Origin of the sequence: Pseudoalteromonas sp. DL2-H2.2 (assembly GCF_021532535.1) — a bacterium.
In the GTDB taxonomy this organism is placed as follows: Bacteria; Pseudomonadota; Gammaproteobacteria; order Enterobacterales; family Alteromonadaceae; genus Pseudoalteromonas; species Pseudoalteromonas rubra_A.
Window position 1 is genome coordinate 100,623 of sequence record NZ_JAKGBD010000003.1, and the last position, 25,171, is coordinate 125,793.

Annotated in this window: 27 protein-coding genes; 18 read left to right on the forward strand and 9 right to left on the reverse strand. The window is 48.7% G+C overall.

Translation table 11 applies throughout. The features are described from left to right. Positions 1–57: 57 nt before the first annotated feature. On the reverse strand, positions 58–543 hold the full coding sequence (locus tag L1285_RS06065) for a TlpA family protein disulfide reductase (RefSeq protein WP_235411382.1): 486 nt from the start codon (positions 541–543) through the stop codon (positions 58–60). Between the two features lie 62 nt (positions 544–605). Continuing rightward, positions 606–2,327 carry a GNAT family N-acyltransferase gene (locus L1285_RS06070; RefSeq protein ID WP_125779083.1) on the reverse strand — a complete coding sequence of 574 codons (1,722 nt, stop codon included), beginning with the start codon at positions 2,325–2,327 and terminating at the stop codon, positions 606–608. A 164-nt stretch (positions 2,328–2,491) separates the two neighbouring features. Here L1285_RS06070 and L1285_RS06075 point away from each other — a divergent pair, with 164 nt between their 5' ends. Both L1285_RS06075 and L1285_RS06080 read left to right on the forward strand, forming a co-directional pair. Next, positions 2,492–3,412 carry a 2-hydroxyacid dehydrogenase gene (locus tag L1285_RS06075; RefSeq protein ID WP_235411383.1) on the forward strand — a complete coding sequence of 307 codons (921 nt, stop codon included), beginning with the start codon at positions 2,492–2,494 and terminating at the stop codon, positions 3,410–3,412. A 213-nt stretch (positions 3,413–3,625) separates the two neighbouring features. Further along, on the forward strand, positions 3,626–3,784 hold the full coding sequence (locus L1285_RS06080) for a hypothetical protein (RefSeq protein WP_164488165.1): 159 nt from the start codon (positions 3,626–3,628) through the stop codon (positions 3,782–3,784). Positions 3,785–3,807: 23 nt separating this feature from the next. Here the strand turns inward: L1285_RS06080 and smrA are convergent, their stop codons facing one another. The 3 genes from smrA to L1285_RS06095 all read right to left on the reverse strand — a co-directional run bounded on the left by smrA (position 3,808) and on the right by L1285_RS06095 (position 5,345). Next, the gene (gene smrA / locus L1285_RS06085; protein WP_138544465.1) at positions 3,808–4,389 is read right to left on the reverse strand and encodes a DNA endonuclease SmrA; all 582 of its coding nucleotides are present in this window, start codon (positions 4,387–4,389) and stop codon (positions 3,808–3,810) included. 146 nt (positions 4,390–4,535) lie between these two features. After that, on the reverse strand, positions 4,536–4,775 hold the full coding sequence (locus L1285_RS06090; protein ID WP_010382493.1) for a hypothetical protein: 240 nt from the start codon (positions 4,773–4,775) through the stop codon (positions 4,536–4,538). A gap of 102 nt (positions 4,776–4,877) precedes the next feature. Beyond that, positions 4,878–5,345 carry a hypothetical protein gene (locus L1285_RS06095; protein ID WP_235411384.1) on the reverse strand — a complete coding sequence of 156 codons (468 nt, stop codon included), beginning with the start codon at positions 5,343–5,345 and terminating at the stop codon, positions 4,878–4,880. Positions 5,346–5,434: 89 nt separating this feature from the next. Between L1285_RS06095 and L1285_RS06100 the strand changes: the two genes are divergently transcribed. Further along, a complete protein-coding gene (locus L1285_RS06100) occupies positions 5,435–5,818 on the forward strand; it encodes a response regulator (protein ID WP_046006685.1) in 384 nt (127 codons plus the stop codon). A gap of 210 nt (positions 5,819–6,028) precedes the next feature. Here L1285_RS06100 and rpsT read toward each other — a convergent pair whose 3' ends face one another. Beyond that, on the reverse strand, positions 6,029–6,289 hold the full coding sequence (gene rpsT / locus L1285_RS06105; protein WP_010382487.1) for a 30S ribosomal protein S20: 261 nt from the start codon (positions 6,287–6,289) through the stop codon (positions 6,029–6,031). 453 nt (positions 6,290–6,742) lie between these two features. On the opposite strand from rpsT, the gene murJ reads away from it, so the two are divergent. The 13 genes from murJ to L1285_RS06170 all read left to right on the forward strand — a co-directional run bounded on the left by murJ (position 6,743) and on the right by L1285_RS06170 (position 21,438). Next, positions 6,743–8,329 carry a murein biosynthesis integral membrane protein MurJ gene (murJ, locus tag L1285_RS06110; protein WP_328285024.1) on the forward strand — a complete coding sequence of 529 codons (1,587 nt, stop codon included), beginning with the start codon at positions 6,743–6,745 and terminating at the stop codon, positions 8,327–8,329. A 76-nt stretch (positions 8,330–8,405) separates the two neighbouring features. Then, positions 8,406–9,326, forward strand: coding sequence for a bifunctional riboflavin kinase/FAD synthetase (ribF, locus tag L1285_RS06115; RefSeq protein ID WP_235411385.1), 921 nt, complete (start codon positions 8,406–8,408; stop codon positions 9,324–9,326). Between the two features lie 31 nt (positions 9,327–9,357). After that, entirely contained in the window at positions 9,358–12,186 is a 2,829-nt protein-coding gene (gene ileS, locus L1285_RS06120) for an isoleucine--tRNA ligase (protein ID WP_235411386.1), read from the forward strand. A 14-nt stretch (positions 12,187–12,200) separates the two neighbouring features. Further along, the gene (lspA, locus tag L1285_RS06125) at positions 12,201–12,707 is read left to right on the forward strand and encodes a signal peptidase II (RefSeq protein WP_235411387.1); all 507 of its coding nucleotides are present in this window, start codon (positions 12,201–12,203) and stop codon (positions 12,705–12,707) included. Beyond that, positions 12,704–13,144: an FKBP-type peptidyl-prolyl cis-trans isomerase gene (gene fkpB, locus L1285_RS06130; protein WP_046006681.1), complete on the forward strand. Its 441-nt coding sequence runs from the start codon at positions 12,704–12,706 to the stop codon at positions 13,142–13,144. The genes lspA and fkpB overlap by 4 nt, the downstream gene beginning before the upstream one ends. Continuing rightward, positions 13,144–14,073, forward strand: a complete 930-nt coding sequence (gene ispH, locus L1285_RS06135) for a 4-hydroxy-3-methylbut-2-enyl diphosphate reductase (RefSeq protein WP_046006680.1) — start codon at positions 13,144–13,146, stop codon at positions 14,071–14,073. Before fkpB ends, ispH begins: the two co-directional genes overlap by 1 nt. 12 nt (positions 14,074–14,085) lie before the next feature. Continuing rightward, on the forward strand, positions 14,086–15,129 hold the full coding sequence (locus L1285_RS06140) for a sensor histidine kinase (protein ID WP_235411388.1): 1,044 nt from the start codon (positions 14,086–14,088) through the stop codon (positions 15,127–15,129). After that, complete coding sequence (locus L1285_RS06145; RefSeq protein ID WP_235411389.1) at positions 15,107–15,781, forward strand: LytR/AlgR family response regulator transcription factor; 675 nt, start codon at positions 15,107–15,109, stop codon at positions 15,779–15,781. Before L1285_RS06140 ends, L1285_RS06145 begins: the two co-directional genes overlap by 23 nt. Positions 15,782–15,876: 95 nt before the next feature. Then, on the forward strand, positions 15,877–16,443 hold the full coding sequence (gene pilV / locus L1285_RS06150; protein ID WP_235411390.1) for a type IV pilus modification protein PilV: 567 nt from the start codon (positions 15,877–15,879) through the stop codon (positions 16,441–16,443). Between the two features lies 1 nt (position 16,444). After that, the gene (locus L1285_RS06155) at positions 16,445–17,422 is read left to right on the forward strand and encodes a PilW family protein (RefSeq protein WP_235411391.1); all 978 of its coding nucleotides are present in this window, start codon (positions 16,445–16,447) and stop codon (positions 17,420–17,422) included. Beyond that, positions 17,416–17,910 carry a pilus assembly protein PilX gene (locus tag L1285_RS06160; protein ID WP_235411392.1) on the forward strand — a complete coding sequence of 165 codons (495 nt, stop codon included), beginning with the start codon at positions 17,416–17,418 and terminating at the stop codon, positions 17,908–17,910. Before L1285_RS06155 ends, L1285_RS06160 begins: the two co-directional genes overlap by 7 nt. After that, the gene (locus tag L1285_RS06165) at positions 17,910–21,029 is read left to right on the forward strand and encodes a pilus assembly protein (protein ID WP_235411393.1); all 3,120 of its coding nucleotides are present in this window, start codon (positions 17,910–17,912) and stop codon (positions 21,027–21,029) included. Before L1285_RS06160 ends, L1285_RS06165 begins: the two co-directional genes overlap by 1 nt. Continuing rightward, positions 21,016–21,438 carry a type IV pilin protein gene (locus L1285_RS06170; protein WP_235411839.1) on the forward strand — a complete coding sequence of 141 codons (423 nt, stop codon included), beginning with the start codon at positions 21,016–21,018 and terminating at the stop codon, positions 21,436–21,438. The genes L1285_RS06165 and L1285_RS06170 overlap by 14 nt, the downstream gene beginning before the upstream one ends. 62 nt (positions 21,439–21,500) lie before the next feature. Here L1285_RS06170 and L1285_RS06175 read toward each other — a convergent pair whose 3' ends face one another. After that, positions 21,501–22,016: a GspH/FimT family pseudopilin gene (locus L1285_RS06175; RefSeq protein ID WP_235411394.1), complete on the reverse strand. Its 516-nt coding sequence runs from the start codon at positions 22,014–22,016 to the stop codon at positions 21,501–21,503. A 203-nt stretch (positions 22,017–22,219) separates the two neighbouring features. Further along, positions 22,220–22,759, reverse strand: coding sequence for a GspH/FimT family pseudopilin (locus L1285_RS06180; RefSeq protein ID WP_235411395.1), 540 nt, complete (start codon positions 22,757–22,759; stop codon positions 22,220–22,222). A 134-nt stretch (positions 22,760–22,893) separates the two neighbouring features. Between L1285_RS06180 and glnB the strand changes: the two genes are divergently transcribed. Continuing rightward, the gene (gene glnB, locus L1285_RS06185) at positions 22,894–23,232 is read left to right on the forward strand and encodes a nitrogen regulatory protein P-II (RefSeq protein ID WP_010382451.1); all 339 of its coding nucleotides are present in this window, start codon (positions 22,894–22,896) and stop codon (positions 23,230–23,232) included. 78 nt (positions 23,233–23,310) lie between these two features. Here the strand turns inward: glnB and L1285_RS06190 are convergent, their stop codons facing one another. Continuing rightward, entirely contained in the window at positions 23,311–24,072 is a 762-nt protein-coding gene (locus L1285_RS06190) for an outer membrane protein assembly factor BamD (RefSeq protein ID WP_046006671.1), read from the reverse strand. 121 nt (positions 24,073–24,193) lie between these two features. On the opposite strand from L1285_RS06190, the gene rluD reads away from it, so the two are divergent. Beyond that, the gene (gene rluD, locus L1285_RS06195) at positions 24,194–25,171 is read left to right on the forward strand and encodes a 23S rRNA pseudouridine(1911/1915/1917) synthase RluD (RefSeq protein WP_046006670.1); all 978 of its coding nucleotides are present in this window, start codon (positions 24,194–24,196) and stop codon (positions 25,169–25,171) included.

Sequence of the window (25,171 nt, forward strand, 5' to 3'; positions counted from 1 at the left end):
TTTTACCTAAGGGTAAGAAATTGTCGACAACTCAAACACTTTCTTACACTTGTTAGTCTATAGCCTGGCGCGTATCCCCAGCTCGCTGGAATAACCCACAGAGCGCTCGACTACCTTAAGGTCAGCAGACAACACGTAATAGGTGGGGTAGGCCTTAACCTTGTAATCTGAGCCTGTGTGGTGAGTGCCAAGCAATACTGGCATGCTTAGCGCCAGGTCATCGACAAAGGCGTGGACTGCGTCCGTGCTCTCAAAATCCAGCGCTATTGCCACCGCATTCACTTTACCTTGCTCATGTAGTTTGTTGAGGTTAGGCATGCTGTAACGACAAATACTGCACCAGGGGGCGAAGAAATAGACGACCGATTGCTGCCCTTGCAGCGACTTAATGGACACTCGCTGTGCAGGTTGTTCAAGTAAAGGCAGCGAAAAATACGGCGCCGGGGCCTTGCCATCGTCCGCCAGCATACCGAGTTCCTGATACGCGGTGACTGCCAGAAAAACAATGGCAAAAATAATGAGTTGAAGAAGCGTTTTTAACATGTGCGCTCACAAATTTTAATTTCCGAGCGCGAGTATAAATAAAACTAAGGCCACAGCACAAATCAGCCGTAGATATTTTCTCCCAGGTATCGCTTGGCTTTTTGCGCCTTAATTCGGGTAAGGTCTACCAATACCAGGCCGTCAATACAATTGTTAAAGTCAGGGTCAATGCTGAAACTCAGAAAGTTTACCCCGTCTGGCTCACACAGCTCGGTATACTGTTTAAACAGCGTTGGCACCTGCGCGCCCATGTTCGCCATGATGTGCTTGAGCTCGGCAAAATCCTCTTTAACATCATGACCACAAAATAACTGCGCAAAGGCCTGCTGCTGTGATGGCGTAAATTTGAACTCGTTTTTGGGTGTGGCAAGAGATGACAGATTGGCAAAGTAATGCTGGTAGTGGTAAATCAGCATGGCCTTGGCTTTATCCGGCAGTGCATTGGACAAACTGACCGCGCCAAACAGATAACGATGTTGTGGGTAGCGCTTTACAAATGCGCCAATTCCGTACCATAAATAATCCAGGCTTTTGCGTCCCCAGTATCTGGGCTGCACGAAGCTTCTGCCCAGCTCCAGGCCATGCTCGAAGTAGGGCTGCATGTGCTCAGAATAATTAAATAAACTGGTCGTATATAATCCTTCCGCGCCCTGGTTATCGAGCACGGTTTGAGCGCTTGCGAGTCGATACGCGCCGACCAGCTCCAGTTGTTTGGCATCCCACAATACCAGATGCTGATAATACATGTCGTATTTGTCGATATCGCGGCGTTTGCCGCTGCCTTCGCCGACCGCACGAAAGGCAATTTCTCTTAGCCGACCCAGCTCGCGGAAGATTGGGGAGCTGCCCTGATACTGATAAAGGTAGATTTGCATACCATCCTGGGTTTCACCGAGCCGCTCACAGCTTTCAATTGCTTGCTTAAGGTCTTTTTTACATTCCGGCACCGCAATGGGCGTCTGAGTTTTCAGCGGCAAAGATTTCTTTGATGTCAGCCGGTACAGCTGCTTGCGGATCAGGGCCACTATCTCTTTGTCTTTAAGGTTTTCCAGTAAGTAAGAAGCCGGTGGAATGCTGGCACCAATTTCAAATTCCAGAGATTTTTGTCGCTGCTTAAACATTTCTTTAACCAGCAGCAGGCTGGCTAAAGGTTTGTAGATCATAGATGTGCCGTAAAACAGCGGGCTGTTTTTTGCCTTGATATAGATAGGCAGAATAGGGCAGTTGGCTTTTTTGGCCATACGTAAAAAACCTGAGTTCCACTTACAATCTTTGATGCCCGTAGGTCCAAGTCGGGACACTTCACCGGCAGGGAAAATAAGTAAAGCACCTTCCTGTTTAAGGTGGTGCTGGATATTGGCCAGCTCCTGCTTGCGACTCGCCCCGGATAGATTGTCTACTGGCAACAGCAGCGAGTGCATGGGGGTTATGGACATCAGCATTCTGTTGGCAACGACTTTCAGGTCCGGGCGTACCTGCGCCAGTACTTTGATCAACGCCAGTGCATCTAATGAGCCGATTGGGTGGTTGGCCACAATCACGACACTGCCCTCGCTGGGTATGTGCTCTATTTGTTTAGGTTTGAAGCGTGCATCAAAGTCCAGCTCTTCCAGTACCTGCTCAACAAATTCGAGCCCCTGGAGGTGAGGGTAGGTATCTGCAAAGGCGACAAACTCTTGCTCGTGCAATAAGTAACCCAGGCCTTTTTTAACTAAGCCTTTTACTTTTGGTGAATTTTCTAATTGAGGCAGGTTTGCTTCAATGACCTTATCAACACTGATCATATATCGATTCTCAAGTTTTATAACCGCTTTTCGTCAAGATTAAAAACTCTCCATGACAAACAAGTTGCAACTGTATGTCAGTTTGATGGCCGTCGCGTAAGTACACCTGAAGGTTAGATTTTTTGCTAAAGTAGTGACGGTTAAAACAGAACAAAGGAAAGAGCATGGCATTATTAGTCTGTGTAACGGGCAGAGACAACAGCAAACTGATGGCAGAGTTACGCGCGAGCCTGCCGGATGTGGACGTAAGAGAGTGGCCCGATGCGGGTGTCTTGGCCGAGATTGAGTTTGTATTGGCCTGGAATGCGCCTGAGTCGTTGTGGCAACAATTACCAAATCTCAAAGTCGTCCAGTCGTTTGGTGCCGGGGTCGATGGCATCGCGTTATCTGCTTTGCCGGCTGATGTGCAGGTGTGTCGCATTGTTGATCCCGCGTTGGCCGACGACATGGCTGAATATGTACTGGGACATGTGCTGGCTCATAAGCTGCGCCTGGGCTTGTATTATCGTCAGCAACAACAGCGGCTGTGGCGTCCTAAAAGAGCCTGTGCTGGAAACCGGGTTGGGATACTCGGGCTGGGTCAGCTGGGGCAGGTGGCCGCTACAAAGCTGCAACGTAATGGTTTTGAGGTATTGGGCTGGTCAAGAAGCGAAAAAGCGCTAGAGGGCATTAGGCAATTCTGGGGACTGGCACAGTTAAGCGAATTTGCATCACAGTGTGATTATGTCGTCTGTCTGTTACCTCTGACGACCCAGACGCACGGCATTTTGAATAAAACGCTGTTTGAGGCGATGCCTTCGCACGGGGTACTGATCAATGTTGCTCGTGGCGCACATCTCAATGAAGCTGACTTGCTTGATGCACTTGATAATGAGCAAATTGCAGCAGCCACGCTGGATGTATTCGCAGCAGAGCCACTTGCCACAGATCATGCATTCTGGGATCATCCAAAAATCACTATGACTCCCCATGTTGCGGCGCTGACGAGCCTGAAAACAGCCATTGCACAAATTGTTGCAAATATGCAGGCAATGCAAAAGGGGCAGCCTTTGTCACATTGCGTGGATTTGAAACTGGGGTATTAATCGTAATTGCTTAGCCTTTTTCATCTGGCTGTGCGCGGCTTAAGACTCAATACGGGTTCGGCAATCCTTGTCGGTGATGAGTGGTTAGGCGCTCTGGTAGGCGGCGCTGGGCGACAATTTGCTTTGGTACAAAATACTGTATAAAAAAACATCTTGTGACATCTAATTACATTCAGTAAGTTATGAGAAAATAATAATAAAGAGTCGCTTTTTATGAATAGTAACCAAGGTGGCGTTAAGCTCTCCGTTGTGCTTTTTAGCGTTATTGTGTTGGGGGTAATGGCGTGGTTCAATCAGGCTAATGCTGAGTCTCAACATACGATACAAGAAGCGGACGAGGAAGTGGTCGTAACGTCCTCCTCACAGAGTTAAAAAGATAGCAGCAGGTGCTGCTATCATCGTTTGGCGTGTCGTTCGCGGTTTTCCACTTTCTTCTCTTCGCTTTTCTTTAACAGCACGTATGTCGCGCCGTTACCGCCATGGCAGCTTAACGCCGTGTGAAATGCCAGTATTTGTGGCATCTCCTGCAACCACTTGTTGCAGTAGCTTTTCAGAATAGCCGGAAAGGGTTTGCTTTTTAAGCCAATACCATGACGGATCAGAAGTACCCGAATACTGCGTTGATGGCAGTCGGTGATGAAATCAAACAGTGACTTTCTGGCTTCACGAAAAGGCTTGCCATGCAAATCCAGCGTGGCGTCAATCTGATACTTGCCCAGCCTGAGATTCTTAAATACCCCTTGCTGAACACCATCTTTTTTGTAGCTAAGCAAATCGTGTGGATCGAGCAGATCAACATATTCAGTGGAGAGAAAATTAGGATCGAAGTCCTGCTCCTGCTCTGCCGCTTCTCTGCGTGCAAGTTGCGCCAGGGTAGGTTCGTTTTGTTGACGTCTGAGCTCTGCTTTTTTGTCTTGTGCTAAGGGAACAACGTCCCCCATTGAGGCGAGAAAAAGTTCTTCATCTGTCATGGCCATACTACGTCTCCAAAACCAATGGGTGTGGCCAGATTGTAGCGCAGGCTCAGAAATTAGAAAATATCTTTAAGCCTGGCAGTTTGCTTTTTACTGCCTGCCGGTGCGAAAGCATTGGCAGGCGTGCCTAAGGCGTACCTAAGGCGTACCTAAGGCGTATTATACTGTTCGTGAGTAAAGAGCTTAAACAGATAAAATGAATTAATCAGAATCAAACCCAGGTTTGAGATCACTGAGGTGTTCATCAGATCGAGGCTGAACAAAATAAACAGGATGCTGCAGGTCGCCAATGCCGCGCCACGCAGCAAGGTTTTATGGTTAATAAAAAAGGCACCAAATCCTAGCACTAGCAGTAATAAATTAAGTAGCCAGTCAAATTCGTTCGGCATGATCGTCAAAGTACTCCAGGTTGTTCAATAAAGGGGCGCCATTATGCGCCCCAACCCGGGTCTCTTCAAACGAGTATTTTTGTATTTTTCAGATTAGTTTTTTTAATCCAAAATTAGTGCCATCAACGCAGAGATAAACCCTTGCTGCTTGATGATTTGATACTTCTGGCAGGAGTCTGGGTCGCGCTCATCCTGGCAAAGATATAGCATATTTCGCTCTAAAGCTGGACGAATATACAGGTTTGAGTCAAATAAAACGGGGTCTACACCGGGTAAACCAGGCCAGTATACACTTTGTGCAACCAGGCCTATCTTTTCATAGGTAATGAGCTTAGGTTTGGGAAACAGGATAACAAGAAGCAAAATGACTGCGGCGACAATCCAGCGAGTTTTACCAGACTTAGCTTGTGCTTGTTGCGCAGCTGCTAGCTGTGCTTGTTGTTGGAGTTGCTGTTGTTGTAGTGCCTTTTGTTGCTGGGGTGATAAACGTTTTTTTTGTCTGGGTTGTTTTTTCTTTGACCTGGCATCGACCTGACCGAGTAATGCCTGTTTTTTTGGTTTTTGTGCCATGCTTTGCTATAGCCTTTTGTTTGCAGGACTCTATAATAGTTCTATGCTAATAATAGCGCATTTCAATTGACTAGCCCACGGGAAAGGATATGGAACAACAAATCTCTATATTAATTGTTGATGACGTAGGCACTGTTCGCAGTTTCTTGCATCAGACCTTGATGCACTTGGGGATCGATAACGTAAAAGAAGCGTCAACGGCAAAACAGTGTATTACAGCATGTGAGGAGCGGCACTTTGATATTGTGTTCTTAGATATCGAGCTTCCTGATGGAGACGGCAAAGAACTGATAGCAGAGCTGGCTGAAATCAACCCGGATATTAATGTGGTTATGGTATCTGCGCATTCAACGGTGGATAATGTGAAAGATGCCATTGAGCGGGGAGCCAAAGGGTTCGTTGTTAAGCCATTTTCACCAAAGAAAATTGCCGCAATGTTGAAAAAGTTTTACCCAAAACTGGAGCTCGCTTAGGCCGGTTTGATAGCAGGGTGGTGCCCACATTACGCCCTGTAACATCACATCAAGTTTATACCACTTTCACTTCATACCTGGTCAATTTGCGGGCGCAACTTGATATTGCTGGGCCAAGTATGGATTGGTGCCAGGGCCGCTTGGCCTGGTAAAAACAATCAGGCATAAAAAAACCGACTTACGTCGGCTTTTTCATATCCAAATCCACAATTATAGTGCTTTGATTTTAGCAGCCAGGCGGCTCTTATGACGAGCAGCTTTGTTTTTGTGGATAAGACCTTTAGTTGCGTAACGGTCCAGGATAGGTGTAGCAACAGCGAAAGCTTGCTGTGCAGCTTCTTTGTCACCAGCTTCAATTGCAGCGATTACTTTTTTGAAGTAAGTACGCATCATTGAACGACGGCTTGCGTTGTGCTGACGACGTTTTTCGCTAGTGATAGCGCGTTTTTTTGCAGACTTGATGTTAGCCAAGGTATGCTCCTAACAATCTTAAAATAAGCTTAGTTTAAAGGCCGAGGAATATGCCCTTTTTATTCTTTAAAGTCAATAAAAATTCCCCTCGGCTGGTCAATTTGTTTGCATATCGCACTTGTCCCTAGCCCCTCGCAGCCATAAGCGGCTAGTTGGGTTGCACGACAGCGAGTCTGAAATGATTGGATGTAATCATATTCTCAGATCTCATACCAAGTTAGCGCCTATCTGTGGCACAGCCCCTGGCACTGTGGCGCTATTGTAACAAATACCCTACCGGTCTACTAGAGTGTTTGTGGCAATCCTTTGCATCAACAGGCATTGAGGCCCATTTGCGTTATTATTCACCGTCTATGCGGCTATGAATCGCTGCTGTGTCAGGCTGCCACATCAGTATTTATCTGTACAGGCTTGTGGCATAATTGCGCGCAAATAAAAAAGTGAGGAAACTGCGTGGCGAAGGGGCTGTTTAAATCGGGCATGATAGTGAGTGCCATGACCATGATATCCAGGGTGATGGGGCTGGTCAGAGATGCTGTGGTGGCGAATCTATTGGGGGCCGGGCTGGCCGCGGATGTCTTCTTGTTTGCAAACCGTATCCCGAATTTTATGCGTCGTCTTTTTGCAGAAGGCGCCTTTGCTCAGGCATTTGTGCCGGTACTCGCTGAAATTAAAGAGCAACATGGCGACGATAAGGTCAGGCTGTTTGTTGCACAGGCTGCGGGCACTTTGGGAACGATTTTAATGTTGGTGACCCTGATAGGTGTGATTGGCTCGCCAGTGATCGCCGGGCTATTTGGTACTAGCTGGTTTATTGACTGGTGGCAGGGGGGAGAAAATGCCGAAAAGTTTGTATTGGCCAGCACCCTACTGAAGCTAACCTTTCCTTACTTATTTTTTATTTCTTTGGTTGCGCTCAGCGGGGCTGTATTGAATGTCTATAACCGGTTTTCGGTGGCGGCATTTACTCCTGTGTTGCTCAACATCTCTATTATCAGTTGCGCACTATTACTACATGAGCGGTTTGAGCAAGGCGCTTATGCCTTGGCCATAGGCGTGTTTGTGGGCGGTCTGGTGCAGTTTCTATTTCAGCTGCCCTTTTTGGCGCGGCTTGGCATGTTGTCTAAGCCGAAATTTGCCTGGCAGTCCCCTGAGGTCGTCAAGGTACGTAAACTAATGCTGCCGGCCATGTTTGGTGTGTCAGTTAGTCAGATTAATCTGTTACTCGACACCATTATTGCTGCAGCACTGGCAACCGGCTCAATCGCCTGGTTGTATTACGCCGACAGGTTAATTGAATTTCCACTGGGGCTGTTTGGCATTGGTATTGCCACGGTAATTTTGCCAGCGCTGTCTAAACTGCACGCAAAAGATAGTATTCAGGAATTTCAGCAAACTCTGGATTGGGGCGTCCGCTTTGTGTTGTTTCTGGGGATCCCGGCGATGGCGGGCTTGATACTCATCAGCCCCTTGATTATTTCGGTACTGTTTGGTCATGGCGAATTTGCGCAGAGTGAGCAAGATAATATCGGCGCGGTAAGTGGTGCTGTGACCGCTTATTCAGTTGGCCTGGTTAGCTTTATGCTTATTAAAGTTCTGGCCCCCGGTTTTTTTGCCCGCCAGGATACAAAAACTCCCGTTAAAATCGGCATCATTGCCATGTCTTTAAATATGCTGTTTAACCTGATGCTGGCGCCGTTTATTGGATACCTTGGGTTGGCGTTGGCAACCGCTTTGTCAGCAACGTGCAATGCGGCCTTGTTATATCGTTATCTCAATCAGGCTGGGGTGTATCGGGTATCGCCATTTACCCTAATGTTCTTCGCTAAATGCGTCGTGGCAACTGTGGTGATGTCGGGTGTCCTGATATGGCTGAATCAGCTTCTTCCCTGGCCGGGCAGTGACCTCACAGGGCAAATTGGTATATTGGGCCTGCAATTGGTCGCTGCGATACTGACTTACTTCGTTGTCATGTTCCTTACTGGGGTTCGGCTCAGTACGATCCGGGACAGTTCAGCGGCAGGGGTACGCGCTGCATAGGCTTTATTCGCATTTGCTGGCAACTTGGGTATAATCGGGCTTTTAAACTGCTTTAGTAATCACAGGTGTTTGTTGTATGCAATTGATCAGAGGGATCCACAATATCCGACCTCACCACTATGGCTGTGTGTTGACGATAGGAAACTTTGATGGCGTACACCTGGGGCACACCGAGGTACTTAAAGGCCTGGTTGAAGATGCACGGGTACACAATCTGCCCAGTACCGTGATGTTGTTTGAACCGCAGCCACAGGAATTTTTTGCCAAAGCGCAGGCGCCGGCGCGCTTAACCCGGTTGCGGGATAAGCTCGCGCTATTGGCGGGTGTGGGCATAGAGCGCGTGATTTGCGTGAGCTTTAATGCGCGATTTGCCAACTTTCAGGCTGAAGACTTTGTCCGCCAGGTACTCAGTGCCAAGTTGGGCGTCAAAGCGCTGACCGTTGGCGACGATTTTCGTTTTGGCAAAGGCCGGGTCGGAGATTTCGCTATGTTGCAGCGGTTGGGCCGTGAGCTGGACATGGACGTAAAAGATACGCAGAGTTTTCGACAACATAATAGCCGAGTCAGTAGCACCTTGATCCGCGCCGCGCTGGCAGCTGGCGATGTGGTACTGGCTCATGAAATGTTGGGCCACACTTATGCGATATCGGGCCGGGTTATCCATGGTTGGAAGAAAGGCCGTGAGCTGGGTTTTAAAACGGCCAATGTGGCACTTAAACGTCAGGTAAGTCCCGTCCAGGGCGTATTTGCGGTTCGTGTCAGAGTACATGATACCGTGTATCACGGTGTTGCTAATGTTGGCACTAAACCCACCTTGAATGGCAAGCAGGCATTACTAGAGGTACATATCTTTGATTTTGACCAGGAAATTTATGGTCAATTTATAAAAGTGGAGCTTTTACATAAGCTTCGTGATGAACAAAAATTTGAGTCATTGCAGCAGTTAACTGAGCAAATTGCCCAGGATGTCATTGCTGCAAAACACTTTTTTCAATAATTTTAAGTAGCCGATACGGAAAGTAAAGTAAATGAGCGACTACAAGCATACGTTAAATCTACCGGAAACTGAGTTTCCAATGCGTGGCAATTTGGCACAACGCGAGCCCAAAATGCTTAAAAAATGGTACGAGCAAGATCTGTATGGTCAGATCCGAATTGCCAAAAAAGGTAAGAAGCCATTTATTTTGCACGACGGTCCTCCTTACGCCAATGGTAATATCCACTTAGGTCACTCTGTAAACAAGATCCTTAAAGATATTATTATTAAGTCAAAGACACTTTCCGACTTCGACGCACCTTATGTGCCGGGCTGGGACTGTCATGGTTTACCGATTGAGCTACAGGTCGAAAAGAAAGTTGGCAAGCCGGGCAAAAAAGTCTCTGTTGCTGAGTTTCGTGAAAAGTGCCGTGACTACGCACGCAAGCAAGTCGACGGGCAAAAGACAGATTTTAAACGCCTCGGTGTACTGGGGGATTGGGATCGCCCTTACCTGACCATGAACTTTGATTTCGAAGCCAACGCGCTGCGTGTGCTGGGTCGCATTATCAAGAACGGCCACCTGCACAAAGGTGCTAAGCCTGTCCATTGGTGTACAGACTGTGGTTCGGCATTGGCGGAAGCGGAAGTAGAGTATCAGGACAAACAATCTCCTGCGATTGATGTGAAGTTCGATTTTGTCGACGAACAGGCGTTAGTAAGCGCGTTTGCATTGGATGACGAGCATCAGGGTAGCGGTGCTGTCAGCACTGTGATCTGGACAACGACACCCTGGACCTTGCCTGCCAACCGCGCAGTGGCTGTTCATGGCGGACTAGAGTACGCGTTGGTACAAATTGAAGATGAAGGCCAAGAGCAACGTATGGTGCTGGGCTCAGAGCTGGTTAAAGATGCGATGGACCGGTTTGGGTTTAAGCGTTATCACGTGCTGGGCTATGCCAAAGGCGCGGTGCTTGAAAACCTGCGTGTTGCGCATCCTTTCTATGACTTTGATGTGCCAGTCATCCTGGGTGAGCACGTAACAACGGATTCAGGTACTGGTATTGTTCACACTGCACCTGGTCACGGCCCGGAAGATTTCGCAGCAGGTCAGGCTTATGATCTGGAAGTGGCCAACCCGGTTGGCGCAAACGGTGTATTCCTGCCAGACACGCCAGTGTTTGCCGGTCAGCATGTGTTTAAAGCTAATGAAGCTATCATTGAGCACCTAAAAGAAAAGGGCGCGCTGGTCCATCACCATGCCATGACACACAGCTACCCACACTGCTGGCGTCACAAAACTCCGATTATCTTCCGCGCGACACCACAGTGGTTTGTTAGCATGGATCAGGCGAACTTGCGCCAGGATTCTATGGCAGAAATTGGCAAAACTCAGTGGATCCCTGAGTGGGGCGAGAACCGTATTGCCAACATGGTTGAGGGACGTCCGGACTGGTGTATCTCTCGTCAGCGTACCTGGGGTGTGCCTATTGCGTTGTTTGTTGACAAAGATACCGGTGCATTGCACCCGCAAACTGAGACCCTGATTGAAGAAGTCGCTAAGCTGGTTGAGCAACAAGGCATTCAGGCCTGGTACGATCTGGAGCCTGCCACTTTGCTTAACGAAGCGGATGCACAACAGTACGTGAAAGTACAGGATACGCTGGATGTATGGTTCGATTCGGGCGTAACACACGCATGTGTGGTTGATGCACGTGAAGAGCTGACGGGCCCGGCAGACTTGTATCTGGAAGGTTCAGATCAGCACCGCGGCTGGTTTATGTCGTCGATGATGACATCGGTGGCCATCAACGGCCATGCACCTTATCGCCAGGTTCTGACCCATGGTTTCACTGTGGATGAGAAAGGCCACAAAATGTCTAAGTCGCTGGGCAATGTCATTTCGCCTCAGGACATCATGAATAAGCTGGGTGCTGATATTCTTCGCTTGTGGGTTGCGTCAACCGACTACACGGCAGAAATGACGGTTTCAGATCAGATCTTTAAGCGTGCAGCAGATCGCTACCGCCGGATCCGTAACACCAGTCGTTACTTGTTGTCTAACCTGAGTGGTTTTAATCCGACGACTGACCTGGTTGCGGTAGAGGACATGATTGAACTGGATCGCTGGATTGTCAGCCGTGCAGCACAATTGCAGCAGGAGATCGTGGAAGCTTACGATAACTACCAAATGTTGGTTGTGACACAAAAGCTGATGAACTTCTGTACCGGTGAGCTTGGTTCCTTCTACCTTGATGTTATCAAGGACCGTCAGTACACGGCTAAGAGTGACAGCCATGCGCGTCGTTCTTGTCAAAGTGCGTTGTACCATATTGCAGAAGCAATGACGCGCTGGATGGCACCTATCATGAGTTTTACAGCGCAAGAGATCTGGGAGGTACTGCCAGGTGAGCGCGGTGAATTCGTGTTCACCGATGTCTGGTATGATGGTTTGAACCAGGTGAGCGAAGGCCAGCTGAGCAACGACTTCTGGCAAGAGCTGCTGGCAGTGCGTGACGAAGTCAACAAAGTACTGGAAAATGCCCGTAAAGAAGAGATCATTGGTGCAACCCTGCAGGCTGAAGTAACGCTGTACACAGGCGGTGATCTGGCAGAGAAACTGCAGACGCTGAAGGACGAACTCAGGTTTGTTCTGCTGACTTCTAAAGCTCAGGTTGAAGTGGTTAACACAACCCCCGAAGACGCGGTTGCGACTGAGATTGATGGCTTGTTTATCTCTGTGAAGGCAACCCAGGCGGCTAAGTGTGATCGTTGTTGGCACCACTGTGAAGATGTTGGTCAGCATGAAGCGCACCCTGAGCTATGTGGACGCTGTGTGACCAATGTTGACGGCGCTGGTGAACAGCGTCAGTTCGCTTAATCTAGGAGTATTGCATGACCAAATCGACCGAGCGTAGTGGTCTGGTGTGGTTGTGGCTGAGTCTGCTGCTGTTTGCAGTAGACTTCGGCACCAAAGCACTGGTAGTCGCAAATATGCGGCTCTATGAGTCTATCGAGTTACTGCCATTTTTTAATTTTACTTATATGCATAACTATGGTGCTGCGTTTAGCTTTTTAAGTGAAGCGGGTGGCTGGCAACGCTGGTTTTTAAGTACGATTGCGGTGGCCATCAGTGGTCTGCTGGTTTACTGGCTAAAAAAGTTGCCAGCCAAAAACTGGCTGTTGTGTAGTGCTTATGCGCTGGTCCTGTCTGGTGCTTTAGGTAATCTGTATGACCGTCTGACGCTGGGTTATGTTGTAGACTTTTTGCATTTTTACTATCAGGACTGGCATTACCCGGCATTTAATGTTGCCGATATGGCCATTGTTGGTGGTGCAGGTTTATTGTTATTTGACGCCATTTTTGGTGACAATGCGGATACGCAGGAGAAAAAGGCATGAGTGAGCAGGTAATAGGCCCACAATCCGAAGTTTTATTTCACTTTTCGATAAAACTGGCTGATGGCTCTGCAGCAGACTCAACGAAAGTACATGACAAGCCAGCCAAGCTTTTTATGGGTGATGGCAGCCTGACTGAGAACTTCGAAAAATGCCTGCTTGGGCTTCAAGCCGGTGACAGCAAATCATTTGAACTTGAACCACAAGATGCCTTTGGCATGCCAAATCCGGACAACATTTATTATGTTGATCGCAGTAAGTTTGGCGCCGATACCCCGGCCGAGGTAGGCAGTATTATTGCTTTTACTCAGCCTGATGGTACCGAGCTGCCAGGTCTGGTGCGTGAAGTGGCCGGCGATTCCGTCACCGTTGACTTTAACCATCCGCTGGCGGGGCAGAAAGTGACCTTTGAAGTCGATATTTTAGAGGTGAAAAACTAATGGAGATCTTACTCGCCAACCCGCGTGGATTTTGCGCCGGCGTTGATCGCGCTATCAGCATTGTTGAGCGTGCGCTGGATATCTTCGAAAAACCCATTTATGTGCGTCACGAAGTGGTGCACAACAAATATGTGGTTGACGGCCTACGCGCACGCGGTGCGGTGTTTGTTGAAGAGCTGGACCAGGTGCCTGACGAAAGTATCGTGATCTTCAGTGCGCACGGCGTATCTCAGCAAGTACGTCAGGAGGCTAAGCGCCGTGAACTGAAAGTGTTTGATGCGACCTGTCCTTTGGTTACCAAAGTACATATGGAAGTCACCCGCGCCAGCCGTAAAGGGACAGAGTGTGTGCTGATCGGCCACCACGGACACCCGGAAGTGGAGGGCACAATGGGCCAGTATGATAACCCTGCTGGTGGGATTTATCTGGTCGAGACACCCGAAGATGTTACAGCGCTTGAAGTAAAAGATCCCAGCAATTTGTTCTATTGCAGCCAGACCACGCTATCTGTGGACGACACCTCAGATGTCATTGAGGCACTACGGGCTAAGTTTCCCCAGATCCATGGTCCGCGTAAAGACGACATCTGCTACGCCACGCAAAATCGTCAGGATGCGGTCAGAGATTTGGCTAACAAGGTTGACTTGTTGCTTGTGGTTGGGGCAAAGAACAGCTCAAACTCAAATCGACTGCGCGAACTTGCCGATAAAATGGGCACGCGAGCATTTTTGATTGATGATGATAAGTGCCTCGAAGCAAGCTGGTTTGAGGGCGTTGGCAAAGTCGGTGTGACAGCCGGTGCGTCAGCTCCCGAGGTGCTGGTTCAGCAAGTGATTGCCCGATTGAAAGCGTTGGGCGGTGAAACCGTGGTCGAAAACCCTGGACAGGAAGAGAACGTGGTCTTCGCCGTGCCTGTCGAGCTCAGGTAAGCTTCTCTGACCATGGATAAGTCAGAGGCAATTGGCCTGGGACTGTTAAAAGCCATGGTGTCTGAACGAGGCGTATTGGCCATGCTGATCGCCTCGCAATCCCTTTCTTTTATTTACACGCTCGCCGACTATGATGACTTCTGGCTGACGCTGGGCCTGGTCAGTTTATTTACCCACAGCAACGCCTTATTGTCTTTGGCACTCATTGCATTGATCAGTGTTTTCAAAGTATCTAAACCGCAGCAAAATGGTGTGCTTGAGCTGAGCATCGTATTTGTGGTGTTCATCAGTGTGTGTATTGGCTTGAGCATAGGGATCCAGTTCACGCCTTTGTCTTCGCATGTGCCAATTGACTGGGGGCCAGTGTTTAGCCACAGTGCTATTTGCTGCTTTGTGGTGGTGATCTTACTGTATTTTATGTCTATCTATATCGACAATGTCAATGCACTGGCACTGGCGTCACGCGCAGAAATTGACGCCCTCCAGGCACGGATCCGACCGCATTTTTTGCATAATACCCTTAATACGCTGGCTGAACTGACCCATGAAAATGCCGCAGACGCTGAGCAGGCTGCGTTACTATTAGCTCGTCTGATGCGAGTGTCACTGGCCGAAAAGAAATGGCACACTATTGCCGATGAAGTGGCCTTAACAAAAGATTACCTGAGTCTGGAGCGCTTTCGCTTTGAGCAAAGACTGCAGGTTCAATGGCAGATTGAAGACGCTTTACTGAGCGTGCCCATTCCGACATTAACCCTCCAGCCTTTGGTCGAGAATGCGGTATTACACGGCATAGAAAAGCGCGTTCAAGGCGGCACCATTCACATCCAGATTGAGCAAGTGGATGATGTGATTATACTGCGTGTGACTAACCCATTGCCTCATTCAGTACATCATTCCAGTGGCAATGGTATTGCCACTAAAAATATCGATAAACGACTTTCTCTGTACTATCAGCGCCGGGCTAGTTTGAGGATTGAGCGAGATAGTGATAAATTCGTAGCTACCATCCTTTTACCTGACACCGGAGCTTATGAATTATCTGATTTTGGATGATGAGCCAATTGCCAGAAGGCGGTTACGGCGCTTGATGTCGGAGTTTGATCATTTCACGTGTGTGGCAGAAGCCGCTGATGGTGCTGAGGCGTTGCAATTATGCGAGCTTAACTCACCGGATCTGGTATTTCTGGATATTGCCATGCCGGGCATCAATGGACTCGAGGTCGCCGGTCAGCTCAGAGAGCAATCGCCAGAGTGTAAAATCGTCTTTGTGACCGCGTTTGCCGAGCATGCTTTACGGGCGTTTGATTTGCTGGCGGAAGGCTACCTAGTTAAACCGATAGATAAAGAACGTCTGGTTGCGCTACTGGAACATATCTATGGTGAACAAATGCAGCGCCTGCAATACCAAGTTGGCCATGATACGCGCTGGGTGGCCGTGTCTGATATCCTGGTTGCCAGAAGCGACGAGCGTTATACCCACATCTATTTTACTGGTGGTGAAGCGCTCATCGATATCCCCTTAAAAAAGCTCGTGGCCGCATATCCCCGGCACTTTGTGCAGGTGCACAGAAACACCTTAGTAAAAAAACAGGCTGTTCTGAGCCTGGAATCTGTCGAGGGCAGTCACCGCGTACGACTGGAGGGGTTTGCTGAGCCCATTACCGTGAGTCGCCGTGCTGCAGCCAGCTTTAAATCGCTGTTCTGACCATTAAACCCAGCTGATTGACCGTTGAGACCACGACTAGGTTCGTGCAGAAGTGATTCATTATATTATGTAGTCGAGCAAATAGACTTTGAAAAATGATGGCAAACACTGTGTGCATTAACGCAAATCGCGGATTTACCCTTTTAGAATCGCTCATCGCGTTTATGGTGCTGAGCTTTGGCCTGCTGGGTGCGGTGGCACTGCAGGCGAAAGCCAAGCAAGCCAGTTTCGATTCGATGCAACGCGCTGCTGCTGTTGCACTGGCTGGCGACATTATGCAGCGGATCCGCAGTAACGACACGATAAATTTGGAAAACCAGTACCAACAGGTATTTAGCAGCACCGCAACGGTGAATGGCAACAATAGCTGCTTCAATAACGTTTGTACCAATAACCAAATTGCTGCGATGGATCTGGAGCAATGGATCATGGCCATTCAGGCCCGTGAAAATACCGGTTCACTTGATGATACCACAGTGTGTATCACCACAGCTCCAGTGGCGGGCTCCGATGGGCGGGGGTTTGACGTCACCGTGAGTGTGGCCTGGGCTGGCCGACAGGCATTTGCAATGAATGCGGCCAATCAAGCCATCAATTGTGGTGATAACAATGACTTTCGGCGCGTGGTTAGCATCAACAGCTATATTCTGGTGAGGGATTAAGATGAGACGCTCAGGTTTCACGCTGGTTGAGCTACTGATCTCGATGTTTATCGGGGCACTCCTGCTCGGAGGGGTTGTGACGGCGTATGTCAGTATGAAAGTGACGACCCGCGATACGATGGCCATTGGTGAATTACAGGAGGTTGGTCGTTTGACGCTAACTTTGCTGCGACGCGATCTTGAGCAGGTTGGCTTTTGGGGGACGTTTTATGATCAAGGGTTGACTACGAACAACTCAACCAGCCCGGCTAATCCAGTCAATGATTGCTCTGATGGCCTTAATAATGGCAGTTTTCCAAATACGGATCAGACTAATTTCCGCTCTATTTTTGCAAGGCAAACAAATGGAGAAGCACTGGGCTGCATTGCAGGAGCTAAAAATAATACTGAGGTCTTACAGCTCAAGTTTCTTGAAGGTCAGCAGCTCATACAGGGCAACAACCCACAAGAGAACCGTTACTATTTTATTGCGCAGCAAGAACAGGGCACATTTGTAGCGGGGAGTAATTACGTTGCACCACCGACCAATAATGCGACAACCTGGCCATATAGCCATCATGTGTATTACATCGAAGAGCAGCCTATTCGCATTAACAGTCAGACTGTCACAACACCTATTTTAATGCGCAGAAGGTTGACGGTGGGCGGTGGTATGAACGCAGAAGCCGTCATAGAGGGGGTTGAGGACATTCGCTACTTGTTTGGTCTGGATACCAATGGTGACAGCCGGGTGGATACTTACCGCAGTACACAGAATATGACAGCGGGAGACTGGGAACGCTCAGGTGGTATTCTAACAGTCCAGGTCATTGCACTGGTTCGGGTATTGGAGCCCGATGCGGGCCTGGAGCTAAAAAGCCAGACATACACGCTTGGTAATGACCCGGACAAGCGTACCTTAACCTTCAACGACAATTATCGGCGTACGGTATTTTCGACAACCATTCAGCTTTATAACATGGGGATCACAACATGGTAATGGCACATAAACAGCAAGGTATGGTGTTGATTGTTTCTATGGTGCTTATTGTGGCTGTAATGAGTGTTGCCGTGACCCTAATGAGCAGCAGTACCATAGATATCAAAGTGACGAATGCGGCGCAGGAGCGTGAAGCGGCCGAAGCCTTATTAATGGGCGAAGTTCAACGGATCATCGCGCGGGAAAAAGGACTACAAGGTAACAGTGTATTTAACTCGCTCAATGGTCAGTTTTTGAACGCAAGCGATGAAATGGTCAGCCGCACCATACACGTTGATAACGAGCTTAACCTGGCGAGCGCGCAGTCAAATCTCAATAGTGGTGAATTGTTGCTTGAGTGTCCTCGTGTTTTTAATTTTACCGAGGGGCTGAGCTGTGTCATCACTGAAGTGCAAAGCAGTGTGCAATATGGTGATCAGTCGCGACATCAGGTGACTGTGGTAATAGGTATTGCGCAAGAGGTGCTCAGTAACCGGGAGAATCAATAATGTGGCATAAAATTGTACTGACCCTGAGCGCTTTACTGGTATTCAGCACCCAGGCCGAAGACATTGAGCTGTTTGTAAAGCACGATATTTCGAATTCAGAAAAGTCGCGGGTATTGGTCGTATTTGATACCTCAGGCAGTATGGCGTGGGATGTTAAAGATGGTCAGCGCTGTTACGAATATCGCAGAGGGCGGTTTCGCGAGATAGACTGCTTTGATTCATCACAGACTAGTAAGCGTTGTTACAAAGTGCGCAATGGCTGGTATCGGGAGTCAAATTGTGGTGACAGCCGGTTAAAAGTAGCCCAGGATGCCATTACTACGCTGGTAGATGATAATCCCGACTTTGATATTGGTCTGATGCGACTCTATTCCAGTTCAGGTGGTTATGTACTAAATGGTTTGGGAGCCGACCAAACGACGTTAAAAAGCAAAATTGCCAACCTGCCAGCCAGTGGTAGTACGCCTCTGTCTGAAACGCTCTGGGAGGCCTACCTTTATCTGACCGGAAAGAACGTCTTGTATGGTCGAGATAAGAGTGATCGTGACCGCAGTATTGAAAGCAATGGGGTTTATATTTCACCGTTTAAGCCGGACCCACTGGCACCTAAGCGTTGTGATACCTCTACTAATATTATCCTGATGACCGACGGCGACCCGACCAGTGACTCGGCGCGCAATACGGATATCTACAATAAATATGTGTCTACCTTTGGCACAACGCCAAGCAGAGTGTCGAATAATTACCTGAATTCACTGGCCAAAGTGATGAGAGGCACACCGGAAACTCAGGTGGACCTTTACCCAGCAACGCCGCAGGAACATGACTTCGCCCGCACCTACACCATTGGGTTTGGTACCGGAATGTCGAATGCAGGTAAAGCTTTGCTGGAACAAACCGCGCTGGATGGCGGTGGGGAATACAAACACGCCAATACCGCTTCAGAGCTGTCGGAGGCTTTGAAAGCCACCATTACCAATATTCGTGAAAAAAGCGACAGCTTTTCGTCGCCGTCGGTATCAACCAGTAGCTCAGACCTGAGCCGTAGTGGGGATTCAATCTACTACACCATGTTTTACCCTGAAACCCATACCCGTTGGCGCGGCAACCTTAAGAAGCTTAAGGTAAAAGGGTCGGTGATCCACGGTATGGGGAACGAAAGTCATGCCATTAACGAAGAAGGGACCATAGCTGATAATGTCACAACTTACTGGTCTCAGCCAGGCTCCAAAGATGGCTCTAAAGTGGGTGTCGGCGGCGTAAATTATCAACTATCCAGGCAAACCACGCGTAAGATCTACTCAGATTATGGTAAGGGCACCTTAATGTCGTTTGACTATGCTACTGCGCTAATCGCGGCGGGCGGTGATCTGAGCAAACTTAGCTCCTTGTTTTCCGTAGACAATGCTGGCGTACTGCCGAACGTGATTAACTGGTCACGGGGTATTGATGTCAATGATGAGAACAATAACAACTCAACTCAGGATAGACGCAGCACCATTTTTGGCGATCCGCTGCACTCGAGGCCTGTGACCATTGACTATGGTAATGGTGATCAGCGAGTCGTTGTCGGTACTAACGCCGGCTTTTTACATATGTTCAAAGATAATGGTGATACGGTCACCGAAAGCTGGGCGTTCGTACCAGGTTCATTGTTAGATATCCTTAAGCCGCAAATGGATCGTCAGGACGACACTAAACTCTATGGAGTTGATGGGCCGATAACCGTTTACTTCTGGGACAAAGATGATAATGGCATAGTTGATAGTGGCGAGCGAGTGTGGCTCATTGTGGGCTTGCGCCGTGGCGGTAATGAGTATTACGGTTTTGATATAACCTCACCAGATAACCCCAGATTACTCTGGGGCGGGCCGATAAAAGGCGGCGTGGCACCTTATGAGCAGTTAGCGCAAACCTGGTCAAAACCACTTATCACCTTTATTAAGGCAAAGCCAGACACGCCGATGGTTATCTTTGGGGGTGGATATGACACCAATAAAGACAATGCCTTGTTTAGCGAGGATAACAAAGGTCGCGGGATTTATATTGTTGACATAGAAACTGGTAAACCATTTTGGAGTTTGACCGCTGACAACGGCTTTAAGGGTAAACACAGTATCGCTGCTGACGTCAGCACGATTGACTCTGATTACGACGGTTACACGGACCGGATTTACGCCACGGATACCGGAGGCGGAGTATGGCGATTTGACTTACCCGGCACCAAACCCAATGACAGTGAGACCCCCTGGACGCACTTTCAGCTGGCAAACCTCAGTGGTGGAACCGATAACAATAAACGGCGCTTTTTCTATCGTCCGGTGGTTGCTCGCACCTACTTCTCTAAGGTCTCAACCAAAACGGTGAACGGTCAGACAGTCACAATCCGCCGGGACATCCCCTATGATGGTTTGCTGATTGGCAGTGGTAACCGGGCTAAGCCTACATCGACCTCTGTACAAGACTTTCTCTACATGATCAGGGATGAAAACACTAAAACCCAATCATTTGACCGTGAGACGACACCGGATGTCATTCGGCCCTCGGATTTACTGAATGTGACGAATGATCCGTTTTATTCCCGCCTTGATGACTTCGACAGGTTTGTGGAAAAAGAAGTCGAGCTGGGGGCAGCCAAGGGCTGGAAATTAAAATTGGGCAATGGCGAGAAGTCTATGTCTGCCGCGACTGTTCTCGCAGGGGTGGCCTATTACACTACCTTTACCCCGGCCAGTGTCGAAGTAAACGAATGTTCGATCACCGCAGGTAAAGGTCGGTTGTATGTTTTACACCTCAATTATGGCATGCAGATGTTAGATCAGCGCAGTTACCAGACCACCGCCGAAGTGCCGGACACGCCCAGAGTCCACTTCAGTGAGCATACTAACGAAGATGGCAGTACCACGATTAAAGCCCAATTGATCAGTCCAATCGTGGTGGTTGATGGCGACGACTCTGGTGGAGACAGGATAGAACCGGTTGAGCCAGACGCCGCTGAGCCATACCGCAAGCCGGACAACAGTGTGGGTGGTCCGACCGGAAATAACGCGGTCGAAATTAAGATGCAAACACGGCTGTTGTACATTTACAAAAAAGAAGAGCATGATGAAAAGAACTAAGCGCACAGAGCAGGGCTTTACCCTGATTGAGATGATGATCACCATTGCTATTCTGGGGATATTAGCGAGTATTGCTTATCCCAGCTATTCGGAATATGTCAGACGCGCAGCCAGAGCCGAGGCGGCGGCAACCTTGCTGGATGCGGCGAATAAACAAGAGCAGTATTTTGTTGATAACCGCCAATATGCCAATTCACTGGCGGACCTGGGGTTGCCGACGACCACAGAAAATGATTACTTCTCGCTAGAGATTGTGTTGAATAATGATTTAAACGAGTTTTTGATCAGAGCGTCGGCAAGCGGTGGTCCGCTGGCAGGTGACACTGAGTGCACCACCTTGACTATTAACAACCTAAATGTCCGGGGTAGTACAGGCACATTCACCGCTGACCGCTGTTGGGGTCGATAGCGAACATAGGTGCGCGTTATATAGCAAAGTTCAAGCAGAGTAGGGCGTTAAGGCTCTGCTTGTCACATGCATTTGTTGGTCTCTCTGAGCCGACTGCGTCCAACCACACTGATTGACAATGCCAGGCCAAGAGGATCGCCTGTGAGGCGTTGTGTACAATACACAAAGGTACCATTGCCAAACCCCTTTAACATGCCGGTGTGTTTAAAAGTGATTGCCGCTCGTGGGTAATCCAGCGTATCTGAAGAATGTACTTCAGAGAGCACCATCAGTTTTACATCGTTTTTGTCAAAGGATGCTCGCTCACCCCGATCGGTAAAAATGGTGAGGTCCTGATGCCACAAGTTTGTGCAACGGTTTTTAACCAGGGGGCAAATCGTGACAGGTGTCTGATGCGTTATCGCATGCAGTCGTGCCAAAGTCAGGTGGCGGTCAAGTAACACCAAAGCCTGTTTAGCTCTGTCCAGTTCAGTTATCGAGTGTACCGCCGGTGCTGCAAGTAATAAAAAGACGCCAAACAGCGCCATGCTGATAATCAATTCAAGCAGGGTAAACCCGCAAACAGTCCTTAAGGCCATGAGTATGCATCCGTGCATCAGTCATAGTGTCAGCCTAGTTGTTTGAGCCCCAACCGCAAGGCATATGAGTAAATATCATTGTCGTGCGCGGTTGGTGAGGTGGGCGCGCTTTTTTCAGCCTCTTTTACTGATGTAAAAAAGTGAATACCTGCGTAAGTGGCGACCCAATTACAGGTTAAAGCATAACCGTGCAAGCTGGTGCCTTAGTCACAGGTGAGTGTTGTGTCACCACGGTAGAGTGCAGAGCCCACGACACTGACCTCCAGTTGTTGATTTGGAAAATCTGTCGCAGCAGGGCAATAAATAAAGCTGCTGGTCTGCTGCATTGCGGTGCGACCGCTAGAGTCAAAGCGCAAGCTGGCTGCTGGAAAGGTCAGGCCATCATTATTAGGGACTCGTTCCATCACACGCAACAGGTCGTCGGCTCCTGTGTTGTATGCGCCGTTATTGTTTCTGTCGAGAAAGACAGCGATCCGATTGGTCTGCCAATCGTTCTGACAGACAAAGCTGCTGTTGGTTTCAACCAGTACTGCGGCTGCCGGGCATATAACGATGATCTCATCGGTTGCAGTCGCTTGTGCCCTGGCAAAAGTTATGGTGCGCTTAAGTTCTCTCAGGTAAGCTTCGGCGCGGGTTGAGGTGGTCAAGCCGCCGCTGAATGAGAACGCCAGTGTGGCCAGTACACCCAAAATAGCAATAGTGATAACTAACTCAAAAAGCGTGAAGCCTGTATTTTTTTTCATGATTACAGCCAAAAACAGGAATAAAGACTACTTATTATAGTGCGTCTTTTTGTGTATTTATTCAATTGCTTTGTTTGCCTTGTTTTATGGGATTGTCTAAAATCGACGCATTACCAAAGGGATAAGAATCAACCATGAAAAAGATAGAAGCCATCATTAAACCATTTAAGCTGGATGACGTGCGAGAGGCGTTATCCGATATAGGTATTACCGGTATGACCGTGTGCGAAGTCAAAGGGTTTGGCCGGCAAAAAGGGCACACCGAGCTATATCGTGGTGCGGAGTATATGGTCGACTTTCTGCCAAAAGTGAAATTAGATATTGTGTTGGCAGAAGAAGACGTAGACCGGGCTATCGACGTGATTTTGAAAACGGCGCAAACCGGCAAAATTGGTGATGGTAAAATCTTTGTCACTGAAGTCGAGCGTGTCGTCCGTATTCGTACCGGCGAGGAAGACGAAGAAGCCATCTAAGCCCTGTTTCACTCAAATAAAAACGCCGGATGCTGTGCGCAATCCGGCGTTGTTGTATTCAGTATCAATAATGGGGGCTTAGCGCTGCTGATTCAGCTCTTTTGCTTTGCGGGCATTCTCGCTTAACTCATCGAGCCCTAACATAGCATAACTTTTTTCCATCATTTCAAGTGCAGGTACCAGGTAGCTGCTCTGAGAAAAATGCTCAACCACATACTTACCGCGGTTTGCGGCGGCCAGGTATGCCTCACGTTCAAAGTAGTAGTTGGCGACTTTCAGCTCATAACGCGCCATCTTGTTAAGCAGCCATGCCAGGCGCTTTTTGGCCTCCGGGACATACGTACTGTCCGGATAGTTCTTCACAAGCGTTGTTAAATCCTGAAAAGCAACCCTTGTGCGGCTCGGGTCGCGGTCTGCGCGATCGATACCAAAGTATTCCTGAAAACCGTTCTCGTCTGCTTTGATATTGATTAGGCCTCGCATGTAATACATATAGTCGAGGTTTTTATGGTTGGGGTTCAGGCGCAAAAAGCGATCCACTGTGGCCAGCGCTTGTTCGGTGTTCCCAGTCTGATAAAAAGCGTAAACCAGGTCCATCTGTACCTGATGAGAATAAGGACCAAACGGGTAACGTGAGTTGATGGCACTGAGTAGCTCGATGGCACGTGCATACAGGCCTGAGTCGAGTGTTTGCTTGGCGTCTTCGTACAATGCTTGCACAGATTTATTTGGTACGCGTTCGATTTCTTCTTGTTCTGGGGCGGATGAGCAAGCTGCTAATCCCAATACAGATGCGCTCAGTACGATTGCAAAAGCGCGTTTTCCCAACGTCTTTATCATTTTATTTTACTACCTTCGTTATCAGGCTAGGCCAAGTCGGCAAAACCGAGTAAACTATGCATTTATGCGATTCTAACCCAGTCGAGCATGGCTTGCACTGGTATTTTAGGTAAAGTTACACATGTCTGAGCAAATTTCTCTACAAGCCGATGTGCCAGTGGAACTGGGCGGTAAACGTCTAGACCAGATTTTGGCGCAATTGTTCCCCGATTTTTCACGTTCTAGAATAAAAACCTGGATCCTCGATGAAAAAGTCACCGTCAATGGCGATATTCTGGCGATCCCTAAGGAAAAACTGCTGGGCGGTGAAGTCGTTGCGGTGGAAACGCAAATTGAGGCAGAGCGGGAATACGAAGCGCAAGACATCGCGTTAGACATCGTTTATGAGGACGATGACATTCTGGTGATCAATAAGCCTATGGGTCTGGTGGTGCACCCTGGTGCAGGCAACCCAAATGGGACTGTGCTCAATGCCCTGTTGCATCATCATCCGGAGATCATCAATGTTCCGCGTGCGGGTATCGTACACCGTCTTGATAAAGACACCACCGGGCTAATGGTGGTAGCCAAAACCATAGTCGCACAAACCCATTTGGTGAAAAACCTCCAGGCACGTGAAAACTTTACCCGTGAATACGAAGCCATCTGTAATGGCACCATGACTGCGGGTGGCGTGGTTGAAAAGCCCATTGGCCGCCATGCCACTAAACGTACCCACATGGCCATTCATGAAATGGGTAAACCGGCAATTACGCATTACCGGGTTGCGGAGAAGTTTCGCGCACATACACGCCTGCGTTTGCGCCTTGAAACGGGCCGTACGCACCAGATCCGTGTCCACATGGCGTACCTTAAGCACCCACTAATTGGTGATCAGCTCTACGGGGGCCGTCCTTGCCCACCGCGCAATGCATCGCCAGAGTTCCTTGACACCTTGCGTGGCTTTAAACGCCAGGCGCTGCATGCCGTTAAGCTGCGTATAGCGCACCCGGTGAGCGGTGAAATCATGACCTGGGAAGCGCCTATCCCGGAAGATATGCAAAAACTTACAGCCGCATTGCGTGAAGACTTTAAGCTTAATCCACAGATAGACTACTAA

Bases quoted from the DNA above. Each gene is read 5' to 3' on its own strand.
- pilV (WP_235411390.1), top strand. From the start codon at position 15,877: ATGATGGCAAACACTGTGTGCATTAACGCAAATCGCGGATTTACCCTT.
- L1285_RS06090 (WP_010382493.1), bottom strand. From the start codon at position 4,775: ATGCCGAACGAATTTGACTGGCTACTTAATTTATTACTGCTAGTGCTA.
- L1285_RS06100 (WP_046006685.1), top strand. From the start codon at position 5,435: ATGGAACAACAAATCTCTATATTAATTGTTGATGACGTAGGCACTGTT.
- L1285_RS06065 (WP_235411382.1), bottom strand. From the start codon at position 543: ATGTTAAAAACGCTTCTTCAACTCATTATTTTTGCCATTGTTTTTCTG.
- ileS (WP_235411386.1), top strand. From the start codon at position 9,358: ATGAGCGACTACAAGCATACGTTAAATCTACCGGAAACTGAGTTTCCA.
- L1285_RS06190 (WP_046006671.1), bottom strand. From the start codon at position 24,072: ATGATAAAGACGTTGGGAAAACGCGCTTTTGCAATCGTACTGAGCGCA.
- L1285_RS06170 (WP_235411839.1), top strand. From the start codon at position 21,016: ATGAAAAGAACTAAGCGCACAGAGCAGGGCTTTACCCTGATTGAGATG.
- L1285_RS06155 (WP_235411391.1), top strand. From the start codon at position 16,445: ATGAGACGCTCAGGTTTCACGCTGGTTGAGCTACTGATCTCGATGTTT.
- ribF (WP_235411385.1), top strand. From the start codon at position 8,406: ATGCAATTGATCAGAGGGATCCACAATATCCGACCTCACCACTATGGC.
- rluD (WP_046006670.1), top strand. From the start codon at position 24,194: ATGTCTGAGCAAATTTCTCTACAAGCCGATGTGCCAGTGGAACTGGGC.
- L1285_RS06175 (WP_235411394.1), bottom strand. From the start codon at position 22,016: ATGGCCTTAAGGACTGTTTGCGGGTTTACCCTGCTTGAATTGATTATC.
- L1285_RS06145 (WP_235411389.1), top strand. From the start codon at position 15,107: ATGAATTATCTGATTTTGGATGATGAGCCAATTGCCAGAAGGCGGTTA.
- L1285_RS06070 (WP_125779083.1), bottom strand. From the start codon at position 2,327: ATGATCAGTGTTGATAAGGTCATTGAAGCAAACCTGCCTCAATTAGAA.
- L1285_RS06180 (WP_235411395.1), bottom strand. From the start codon at position 22,759: ATGAAAAAAAATACAGGCTTCACGCTTTTTGAGTTAGTTATCACTATT.
- L1285_RS06075 (WP_235411383.1), top strand. From the start codon at position 2,492: ATGGCATTATTAGTCTGTGTAACGGGCAGAGACAACAGCAAACTGATG.
- L1285_RS06165 (WP_235411393.1), top strand. From the start codon at position 17,910: ATGTGGCATAAAATTGTACTGACCCTGAGCGCTTTACTGGTATTCAGC.
- L1285_RS06140 (WP_235411388.1), top strand. From the start codon at position 14,086: ATGGATAAGTCAGAGGCAATTGGCCTGGGACTGTTAAAAGCCATGGTG.
- glnB (WP_010382451.1), top strand. From the start codon at position 22,894: ATGAAAAAGATAGAAGCCATCATTAAACCATTTAAGCTGGATGACGTG.
- smrA (WP_138544465.1), bottom strand. From the start codon at position 4,389: ATGGCCATGACAGATGAAGAACTTTTTCTCGCCTCAATGGGGGACGTT.
- ispH (WP_046006680.1), top strand. From the start codon at position 13,144: ATGGAGATCTTACTCGCCAACCCGCGTGGATTTTGCGCCGGCGTTGAT.
- fkpB (WP_046006681.1), top strand. From the start codon at position 12,704: ATGAGTGAGCAGGTAATAGGCCCACAATCCGAAGTTTTATTTCACTTT.
- L1285_RS06080 (WP_164488165.1), top strand. From the start codon at position 3,626: ATGAATAGTAACCAAGGTGGCGTTAAGCTCTCCGTTGTGCTTTTTAGC.
- L1285_RS06160 (WP_235411392.1), top strand. From the start codon at position 17,416: ATGGTAATGGCACATAAACAGCAAGGTATGGTGTTGATTGTTTCTATG.
- L1285_RS06095 (WP_235411384.1), bottom strand. From the start codon at position 5,345: ATGGCACAAAAACCAAAAAAACAGGCATTACTCGGTCAGGTCGATGCC.
- lspA (WP_235411387.1), top strand. From the start codon at position 12,201: ATGACCAAATCGACCGAGCGTAGTGGTCTGGTGTGGTTGTGGCTGAGT.